12 protein-coding genes and 1 pseudogene are annotated in these 8,957 nt (G+C 67.0%); 10 read left to right on the top strand and 3 right to left on the bottom strand.

What is annotated here, in order from left to right; genetic code table 11:
• The 7 genes from ABD352_RS29405 to ABD352_RS29375 all read left to right on the top strand — a co-directional run.
• The coding region (locus ABD352_RS29405) for a transposase (RefSeq protein WP_344615756.1) at positions 1 to 408 on the top strand (408 nt) is incomplete at its 5' end.
• Positions 409 to 491: 83 nt separating this feature from the next.
• Entirely contained in the window at positions 492 to 1,055 is a 564-nt protein-coding gene (locus ABD352_RS29400; RefSeq protein WP_344615755.1) for a hypothetical protein, read from the top strand.
• Positions 1,056 to 1,784: 729 nt separating this feature from the next.
• Entirely contained in the window at positions 1,785 to 2,300 is a 516-nt protein-coding gene (locus ABD352_RS29395; protein WP_344615754.1) for a hypothetical protein, read from the top strand.
• A 204-nt stretch (positions 2,301 to 2,504) separates the two neighbouring features.
• The gene (locus tag ABD352_RS29390) at positions 2,505 to 3,152 is read left to right on the top strand and encodes a DUF2625 family protein (RefSeq protein WP_344615753.1); all 648 of its coding nucleotides are present in this window, start codon (positions 2,505 to 2,507) and stop codon (positions 3,150 to 3,152) included.
• A 226-nt stretch (positions 3,153 to 3,378) separates the two neighbouring features.
• Positions 3,379 to 3,879 carry an RNA polymerase sigma factor gene (locus tag ABD352_RS29385; RefSeq protein ID WP_344615752.1) on the top strand — a complete coding sequence of 167 codons (501 nt, stop codon included), beginning with the start codon at positions 3,379 to 3,381 and terminating at the stop codon, positions 3,877 to 3,879.
• Positions 3,872 to 4,525, top strand: coding sequence for a hypothetical protein (locus ABD352_RS29380; RefSeq protein ID WP_344615751.1), 654 nt, complete (start codon positions 3,872 to 3,874; stop codon positions 4,523 to 4,525). Before ABD352_RS29385 ends, ABD352_RS29380 begins: the two co-directional genes overlap by 8 nt.
• Positions 4,526 to 4,874: 349 nt before the next feature.
• A complete protein-coding gene (locus ABD352_RS29375) occupies positions 4,875 to 6,062 on the top strand; it encodes a glycoside hydrolase family 75 protein (protein ID WP_344615750.1) in 1,188 nt (395 codons plus the stop codon).
• Positions 6,063 to 6,248: 186 nt separating this feature from the next.
• On the opposite strand, the gene ABD352_RS29370 is transcribed toward ABD352_RS29375, so the two are convergent.
• Both ABD352_RS29370 and ABD352_RS29365 read right to left on the bottom strand, forming a co-directional pair.
• The gene (locus ABD352_RS29370) at positions 6,249 to 6,557 is read right to left on the bottom strand and encodes a hypothetical protein (RefSeq protein ID WP_344615749.1); all 309 of its coding nucleotides are present in this window, start codon (positions 6,555 to 6,557) and stop codon (positions 6,249 to 6,251) included.
• Positions 6,554 to 6,748 (bottom strand): hypothetical protein, encoded by a 195-nt coding sequence (locus ABD352_RS29365; RefSeq protein WP_344615748.1) that lies wholly within the window; start codon positions 6,746 to 6,748, stop codon positions 6,554 to 6,556. The genes ABD352_RS29370 and ABD352_RS29365 overlap by 4 nt, the downstream gene beginning before the upstream one ends.
• A gap of 81 nt (positions 6,749 to 6,829) precedes the next feature.
• Here ABD352_RS29365 and ABD352_RS29360 point away from each other — a divergent pair, with 81 nt between their 5' ends.
• Positions 6,830 to 7,354, top strand: a complete 525-nt coding sequence (locus tag ABD352_RS29360; RefSeq protein ID WP_344615747.1) for a DUF4279 domain-containing protein — start codon at positions 6,830 to 6,832, stop codon at positions 7,352 to 7,354.
• Between the two features lie 358 nt (positions 7,355 to 7,712).
• Here ABD352_RS29360 and ABD352_RS29355 read toward each other — a convergent pair whose 3' ends face one another.
• Positions 7,713 to 7,940, bottom strand: coding sequence for a DUF4253 domain-containing protein (locus tag ABD352_RS29355; protein ID WP_344615757.1), 228 nt, complete (start codon positions 7,938 to 7,940; stop codon positions 7,713 to 7,715).
• A gap of 28 nt (positions 7,941 to 7,968) precedes the next feature.
• On the opposite strand from ABD352_RS29355, the pseudogene ABD352_RS29350 reads away from it, so the two are divergent.
• Positions 7,969 to 8,109: pseudogene (locus ABD352_RS29350) on the top strand (peroxiredoxin); the annotation flags it as partial.
• Between the two features lie 141 nt (positions 8,110 to 8,250).
• Positions 8,251 to 8,957: NADP-dependent oxidoreductase (locus tag ABD352_RS29345; protein WP_344615746.1), on the top strand; the 707-nt coding region annotated here is incomplete at its 3' end.

Here is an 8,957-nt window from a genome sequence, read left to right as displayed (position 1 = left end):
CTGGCGATGATCGTCACCGCCGGGCACCGCGGTGACAGCCCGCAGTTCATTCCCGTCCTGCGCCGAATCCGAGTCGGCAGACTCGGCGCCGGCCGGGCCAGGACCCGCCCGGTGCTGGTCCTGGCCGACAAGGCCTACACCAGCCGCGGCAACCGCAGATATCTACGTTCTCGGGGGATCAAGGCCTGCATCCCCAGCAAGACCGATCAGGACGCCCACCGCAAAGCCAAAGGCTCCCGCGGCGGACGCCCACCGAACTTCGACCCACAGCTCTACCGGCTACGCCACGCCGTCGAGAACGGCATCAACCGACTCAAACGCCACCGCAGCGTCGGCACCCGCTACGACAAGCTGGCCGTCCGCTTCCAAGCCGTCCTGACCATCGCCATCATCAACGACTGGCTATGACTGGGTTATGAAACACGCCTTAGGTGCGTCGGTATGCGACTCATCTTCTATGGTTGCACTCGTCGAGGTGGTCACGGGACGACGTGGAGGTTCGTGTGGGTGCATCATCGTGGAGCGCACGAACGGACTACCAAGAGGATCTTGAAGCGGCTCTTCGACTCGCACGACAGGACGCCTACAAGCGGGGCTCCTTCTATCGCGCCGAGCAGGACGCCGAGGCTCGGACAATGACTGAGGAAGAGTACGTTGTCCAGCAGATGGCCGCGGTAAGAGACAACTTGCCGGATGAGTTCCGCAACGAGGGTTGGGAGCCCGACGACTCGTTCGTCCGAGAGGCTTGGCACGCCGCGCAGATCGAAGTGACCGACCCGGACACGTTGCTGGCGTCCCAACCGTTTTCCGGTACGCACTCGGTCATCGACATGACCGGCGTAGGCGCCGTCCCGGCTGACGGTATCGTGGCGCCGGTCCCAGATGGCGTCCTCGACAACATCTTCGGTACGCGACGGCCGAGCGTGGCGGCTGTCGGGGCTGCTATCGGCCGCCACGCGATTGACGACTTCGGCCGTGACCGAGGCGCGTACCTCATCGCCTACGACGGCGCAGTCCCCGCATTCATCTACTTCCTTGGACACAGTGGCGATTGAAACCCCACCGAAGTCCCAACCAGCAGAACCGTACGGCCGTCCCAATCCAGCCGGGGAAGCCATCGCACTCATCTCCGCCGTGAGCGCGCGGCGGCCGGCCAGTGCTCGCCGCGGACGGTGACTGACTCGGCGAGGCCAAGGCTTCCTGTCCTGGCCGATGAGCGGAAACATGATCATGCTGGCCTGGTGACCGGCCCCGCGAGGGCGCGGACCAGCCTGAAGGCTTCAACTGCAGGGCCAGCGTTATCCTGCGGCGGTGCGCCCCACCATGATCGCCGACGTCGTTCTCCCGCCGTCGGGATGGATCAGTCACATTGCTGGGGTCGGCTGGCTGGTCACTCATCCGGCTGGTCGGTCAGCGACCATCCTGAACGGTGACCTGAGCGTCGTCGTGCGAGTCGATGTCCCTGTGGCGGCGCAGCACTTCGTGGCAAGTGTTAGCGAACGGCACCTGGCCGCGGTGACGCTCGACGAACTCGTTGTCTGTGACCGCAGTGGGCGAGTGCTGTGGAGACGCGAGCATGTGATCCCACGCGCTGGCTTGCCGTGCGAACCGAACTGTCATCTCGACGTCCGAGGAGCTCTATGGGTATACCTGCCGGCCGGCGACGAGTTGGCTGTTCACGACGCGGCCACCGGCGAAAAGATCGATATAGCACGAGGCTCGACTCCTCGGTGGGCGCGGCTGGCTTCTGGCCTCACCCTGACCGCAAGCGAATCGGGTTGCACGTGGCCACGGGACAGGACACCCCGCTCAGTCACCTGGCCTGGTTGGCGGACGGACGGATCCACGGGCGGAACCTTCCCGGCGAGTTCCTCAACGGCTTCACCTCTAACGGCGAGCGATACCTGGCCCTACCTCACGACGTACGCGAGATCACCATCCGTGACCTTGCCACCGGCATGGCCATGGTCTCCTGCGACTCCGAGAACATCCCGGGGTACGACTGCGACGGCAACTACCGCCTCATGGAGGCCGCCGCGCTGGTCAGCGACGACTTCGTCCTGGCGGCGGTCAACACCGACGATTTCGCCAGCGACTTCGAAGAACACCTCCTGCTCTCCACCCGCAGCCTGCGCTGGCAGGCCACCGCCGACTACAGCCGGGACATGACCCAGAATGCGATTGCCGCCACCGATGGACATGGCCGCTGGATTACCACGGGGCAGGACACCACCGTACGGCTATGGCAGCTTCCGGACTCCATCAGCGACGAGGTCCCCGGACAACTGCAACTTTGGTGAAGCTCCATTACGTCGCTGGCGCGGCGGGCAATGCGCATCCGCCGACACGAGCGGTCGAGCTGGACTTTGATGGCCAGATACTGACGCTCAAAACGTGGCAGGGGGAGGTCAAAGCCTGACTGGCCACGGTATCCGCTATGCCGCGTCCGGTGCGCGGTGGCCGGTCCAGGCCGTCACGATGCGTGTCGCTTGTAGGGTGCCAGTGTGCGCTCGCTGTTGGAGCTGGTTGATGCCGTCGATCCGGCCTGGCCTGAGGTCGAGGCGGCTGTGGCCGCCGCGCCGTATCCGGTCGTTGTCCTCGCCGTCGACCCGCGGCGCGCCGACGAGGAGCTCCGGTTGTTGCAGGTGACGACGCGGTCGTGGTTGGGGGCGGTGGTCCACCGTAGCGGCGGCCTGATGCTCGAGCATGGGTGGCTGCGCGTCTTCGGGTCGGGCAGCGACGAACATCGCCTGGCCAGTCTGAGCCAGGTCAACGACAACGTTGCCGGCGGCATGATCGTGGCGCAGGACGTGCTGGGCGGTCAGTTCGCCTGGATGTCGGACTCCGATGGCACGCCGACGATCTGGTATCTGGCGCCGGACACGTTGCGGTGGGAGAACTGCGAGCGGGGATACGGTGCCTGGCTCGCGGCCATGATCGGTGGTGCGATGACCGGATTTTACGAGTCGCTGCGTTGGCCGGGCTGGGTCGAAGAGGTCGGCGCGTGCCGGCTCGACCAGGCCATCAACGTCTTCCCACCGCTGTGGACCAAGGAGGGCAAGGATCCCGCGGCTGTATCGCGCCGTACGGTGCCGATGTCTGAGGCGATGTCCTTGATCGGCTTGACGCAGGACAGCCAAAGTACCCCATAGAGACGCCGCCTCGCCTGCATTTGTCACCGCCGGGCCCAGTGATCACGTTCACGCTCATGCCGCGTTGGTGCGCGGCGGCCAGCCCGTGCGCCTCACCACGAGTAACCAGCACGGCGAGGTCAGGACTTCCTGTCCTGCCGAATTGCGGTGACGTCTGCCGAACGGCGCCGCGGACGAATTTCGGATGCGCGGGAACCACCTGCCGTCGTGGGGGGTGAGTGTAGGTATGGAGCATTGCCCGCCTGCCGATGCCGACGTCGCCGAGCTCTATGCGGCGTGCTACAGCCGGCTCGTCGGTGTTGTGGCGCTCGTCGCGGAGAGCCGCGCGGAGGCCGAGGAGTGCGTCCAGGAAGCGTTCGTGCGGCTGCTCGGCCGCTGGCAGCGGGTCTCTCGCTTGGACTCGCCCGAGGTCTGGGTCCGGACCGTGGCGTTCCGGCTGGCCTCGAACCGGCGGCGCAAGGCGCGCAATGCGCTGCGTGCGCTCCTGCGCCACGGGCCCGCGCCTGCCGTACCGGCCCCGACCGCGGACGGCGTCGATGTCGTCTCGGCCCTGCGTGCGCTGCCCGTGCATCAGCGCCAGGCCATCGTCATGTACCACCTGCTGGAACTGGGCGTCGACGAGATTGCCCAGCAGTTGGGTGTGGCGCCCGGCACCGTGAAGTCACGACTCAGCCGGGCCCGCCGCACGCTGGCCGGCCGGCTGCGAGAGGAGATCACCCATGCCTGACCTCACCGACCTGCTGACTGCGGCGGCAATGCGGCAGCACCCCGCGCGCCCGCCCGCGTTCGCCGAGGTCCTCAGGGTGTACCGCCGGCGAGCCCGGCGCCGCCACGCCGGCGCCGCAGCCGCCGTCGCGCTCACGCTCGGCGCCGTCGGCGCGCTCACCGTGCTTGCGGGGCAGCCCGCCGGCCCGCCGACCACCGTCACAGTGACCGGAACGCTGATGCTGACCGGCGGCAGGCTCACGATGAACGCGACCCCCGTCGAACACGGCGTCGCCGGCACGGTCTGGTTCAAAGCGGGCAACGGCAGCTTCACCAGCACCACCGCCGGGCGTGACGGCCGGTTCCGGATCATGCTGGCCCCCGGCCGGTACCGCGTCACTGGCCGCCCGGCCTACCTCGACGCCAGCAGCGCCCCGGGCAACCCGGACACTAGCGCGTCACCGGCCGCCGACGCACCCGCCGCCCAGGCGAGCCGGCCCGGTGCGGCATCCCCAACGTCTCCCGCACCAACGGTTACCAGCGCCAGCAGCGACACGGTGGTGCTCGCCCCGAACGACCTAAATCATCAACCCTGCTGGGCGCTGGACCCGATCGACGTCGCCACCGGCGTTACCGACGACGTCCGGGTGCTGTGCCAGATGCGCTGACGCAACACCCGCAAGAGCCATCCGCAGCCGCATTGTCGACGCATGCGCGCACATCTACCGCCGTTGGTGCGCCGCGGCCGGTCAGCCCCCGTCACTGCGGGTAGCAGGCTCGGCGAAGGCGAGGCTTCCAAGATGCCGATGAGCACGTGCCGGTCCGAGCCCACGGAAATCGGCACTTTCTCCACAATCTGAGGTCGGTGATGCCTCCCGTGTTGATCGACTCCTTCGCGAGGCGCCCGAGGTGTAACGCGGCGAGATATTGACTCATAAAGATGCTTGTGCGCGGGGGCCGCGAGTGCTTCTATCTGTTAATCAGTCTGACTAACAGATAGATGGAGGCCGCCGACCCATGTCACCGACCCGTACGCGCCTCGCCGTGGCAGCCGCCGCGGTTCTCGCGCTCGCCATCCCGCTCGCCATCAGGAACGCCGACGCCGCCACGACGCCCACCACTGTGAAGGCAGGCCCCGCTGTCGCCACCTCGTTCACGCCCGCCCAGGTGCTGGCCGGCGTCCAGGCGAACATGACGACCGCGAAGAAGGTCAACTCCAAGCCCCACATCAACACCATGACGCGGGCCCAGAACGTAAACGTGTACCAGGTCGCGCCGGGCGTCTACGCCTACACCTCCGGCCTGGCCATCGACACCGACGGCAGCGACCCCGATCCCGACCCCGACCACCAGGGCGAGACGACCTGGTCGGACAGCAACGGCAAGGCCCTGGGCGCGCACCACGTGCCGTTCTACGTGCTGGGCGACGACTGCTGGGACCGCACGTCCCCCTGCCCGCACTTCTTCTACAAGGAACACAACATGACGGGCCGGCAGTTCGCCCTGATGTTCTACAACGGCAAGTGCATCGGCGCGATCTTCGGCGACACGCAGACCGCGAACAACCAGACCACCTCGGACAACGACTCCCGCGAACTGGGCGAGGGGTCCGTGAAGGCGGCCCAACTGCTCGGCATCCCCAGCAGCGGCACCACCGGTGGCGTTGACAACGGCGTAACCGTGGTGATGTTCTCCGGCTCGTCCTGGGTCGTGAACGGCACCAACGCCAACCTGAACGACAACATCCAGGCCAAGGTCCAGACGGCCCTGGACAGCCTCGGCGCAAGCCTGGGGGGCACACCGCCCACGACTCCGCCGCCGACCGGTAGCACATTCGAGGCGGAGACCGGCACGCTGTCAGCCGGTGGCACATTCGACTCCAACCACCTCGGCTTCACCGGTACCGGCTTCGCCAATACGGCCAACGCAGTTGGCGCGTACGTCGACATCCCGGTCACCGCGGCCACCGCCGGCACCAAGACCCTGACCTTCCGGTACTCCGACGGCACCAGCGCTGCGCGGCCCGCGACCATCTCGGTCAACGGCACCTCACGCGGCACGCTGAACTTCCCGATCACCGCCAACTGGGACACCTGGGCCACCGCGTCCATCTCGGTGCCCCTGACCGCAGGCACCAACACCATCCGGGTCACCGGCACCACCGCAGGCGGCGCCGCCAACATCGACTCGGTGACCATCTCCTAGTCAGTCAACCACTCACATCCGTCCGGTGCCGGCCGGCGGGCCACCTCCCGTCGTCCGGCGCCGGTGCCGTCTCACCGGCCGGCTTTGACCAGCAGGCCCCGCGCCGATCATCTGTCGCGGTCCGGACAGCCCGGCCCGGATAACGTGTGCGGCGGGCACGGCCGCCAATGCGGGCAACGACCGCGGTCAGTCAGTGCTACGCAGAGGCGGAATGCCCAATGCGGCGAAGAAGCGGTTCGCCTCGGCTTCGACGAAGACGTCGGCGTCGTCAACGTCCTCCCGATCGAGATCGTCGGCTCCGACGTCTTCGGAGAGATCCTCGGCGAGATAAGGCTGGAGGGTCGCCGCCGTTGCGGCGCGGTCCCCGTCCGTTGCGCCGCCCTGTCGGCTCGCCCGCCAAGCCGCCAGGCCCGCCGCCTCTCGGCATGTGTCCGCTGCGGCTGACGCAGCCGGGTCTTCGAAGTACGTGCGGGGCGTATAGCCGAGGTAGGTCACCCCACACCAGGCCCAGTAGGGCGATAGGTGATCGTGGCGATATCGCTGTCGTGGATGTCGACGTGGAGCCAGAGATCGGCGTCCGGCTCGGCGCATTCCCCAGCGTCTGCCTCCGTCCAGGACTGCCCGTCGAACAAGAAAGCGCCGAAGTAGCCCATACCTTCGTCTCCAAGCCCCTGAGCGGTCGACATGCGGAATTCATGGCGCCGCCGACGCTCCCCTGGTAGGTATGGCGAGGCACGCGATGTGACTCCGCGCTACTGTCTACGCCGATGATGGACGATGAGCGCAGCACCGATTTCTCGCCCAGGTGCGTCCAGCGTGCATACCTGTATCTGGAACGGAACGTCGATGTGACCGGACCGCCGTTCACCTCCGGCGATCTAGCTCTGATGTCGTTCGACCCCGACGAGGTTACGAGGCTGGTTGGGCTTCAGCCGACCACGACATGGCGCTCCGGCGGCCCACATCCGGTATCGGGAACCTCGAGACCGCGTCGATTCAGCAGCTGGAAGTACGAGCAGCCAGAGGCGCACAACTACATCACCGAAGACATCGTTGTTCCCCTGCTGGACGCCATCGAGCCATACACCGACGGCATCCACACGGCCTGCCGCACCATGGGCATGCGCGCCGGCATCATGGTGGTCGTCACCATGCACGGCGACCGCGACACCGTCGATGGTGAACCTCATGTGTCCACCGCCGCCATCACGTACACATCGGAGACCCTACGGCGGCTGGTGGAGCTGGATCTGTCATTGGCACACGACCAGTACGTTCTCTTACCCGACTAGCGAATTCGGCGCCGCCGTATTCAGTCCTCAACTGCCGGCTGACCGCCTGGGTCGACGGCGTGCAGCGCCGGTGGTCTTCCAGTGAGCGGGCTGACGAGCGGGACAACGCGGCAGGGCTACGAGATTTCGCCCAGTACCTGGACAACGGGCTCGAAGCGGATCTCCGCGACTATGGATTCTGGCTGGACAACCGACGACCATGCCAGGCCCATGAGACGCTTCCTCGCCTGAACCAACCGTAGGAACGACCCAGCCAGCTTCCGCTCATAGCCGCGATCAGTCCGCTGGACTGTCGTGGGACTGCTCGTCGGGCGAGGTGTCGTCTACGGGCTCGCCGAGAGCAGCAGGTTGAGCGCGTTCACGGACGGTCGTGCAGGAACCACGCGTCGCTGCGGGTCACGGCGAGCGCGAGCGCCCACGGCGGCATCTGGAGATTGCCACCGACCGCCTTGAGCTGCTTGGCAAGCCGCCATGCGTCTGGACCGAGCGTCGGCGGCCGGGCGACGACGAACTGCAACATCGTCGTCCAGCAGGCCACCAACTCGGCACCGCAGTGTCGTTCCCACTGCCGAATCGCCGCCGCCAGCCCCGCCGGCCCGTCGGGCCGAGCACCTGATCCCGTCTACCTGCAGTCGACCGAGTTTGTGCTCGACCCGACCGGGTACGTGGCCATCAGCGTCTACGGAGCCATCGGACAACTCGTACCGGACGACGTCACTGGACTGGTCCGCGACCTGGGTGAACACCGGGCGTAACCATGGCTAGTCGGCACAGGCCGTGCGGCACGGTGACACGATCTACGTGTCCGGACAGTTCTCATGCCGAGGTCTGGTGCCACTAACACTGGTGAACCGAAAATGCCGTGCAGGCGAGGCCCGGGCAAAGGCAGGTGCCGGATGAAGGCGATCGTGGTCACGGACCGGGCTGCGGGAACGGCCGGGATGACGTTAGTGGAGCGGCCCGAGCCGTCGGCAGCGATAAACGACGTCGTTGTTCAGGTTCATGCGTCGGGATTCGTCCCGACTGAGATGGCGTGGCCCTCAACCTGGACCGATCGCCTCGACCGTGACCGGACACCGTCGATCCCCGGGCACGAGGTGGCCGGAGTGGTCACCGCTCTCGGGTACGGCACGACCGGTCTGTCTGTCGGACAGCGGGTGTTCGGCATCACCGACTGGCATCGCGACGGCACCCTGGCGGAGTACGTGGCCGTCGAGGCACGCAACCTCGCGCCGTTGCCGGGCGACGTCGACTTCACGATGGGCGCGAGCCTGCCAATCTCGGGCCTGACCGCGTGGCAAGGGCTGTTCGAGCACGGCCGCCTTCAGGCGGGGCAGAGTGTCCTCGCGCACGGCGCGGCCGGCGCAGTCGGGACGATGGTGACGCAACTCGCGCGCGAGGCTGGCGCGTATGTCATCGGTACAGGGCGCGCTGCCGACCGTCAGAAGGCGCTCGACTTCGGCGCGCAGGAGTTCGTCGACCTCGACAACGACGCGATGGAAGACGTCGGCGGCGTCGATCTGGTGTTCGATGTCATCGGCGGCGACATCCAGCATCGGTCCGCAGGCCTGATTCGCGCCGGAGGAACACTGGTGACCGTCGT

This window comes from Dactylosporangium salmoneum (assembly GCF_039532525.1).
In the GTDB taxonomy this organism is placed as follows: Bacteria; Actinomycetota; Actinomycetes; order Mycobacteriales; family Micromonosporaceae; genus Dactylosporangium; species Dactylosporangium salmoneum.
This window is presented reverse-complemented; position numbering and strand designations above follow the sequence as displayed.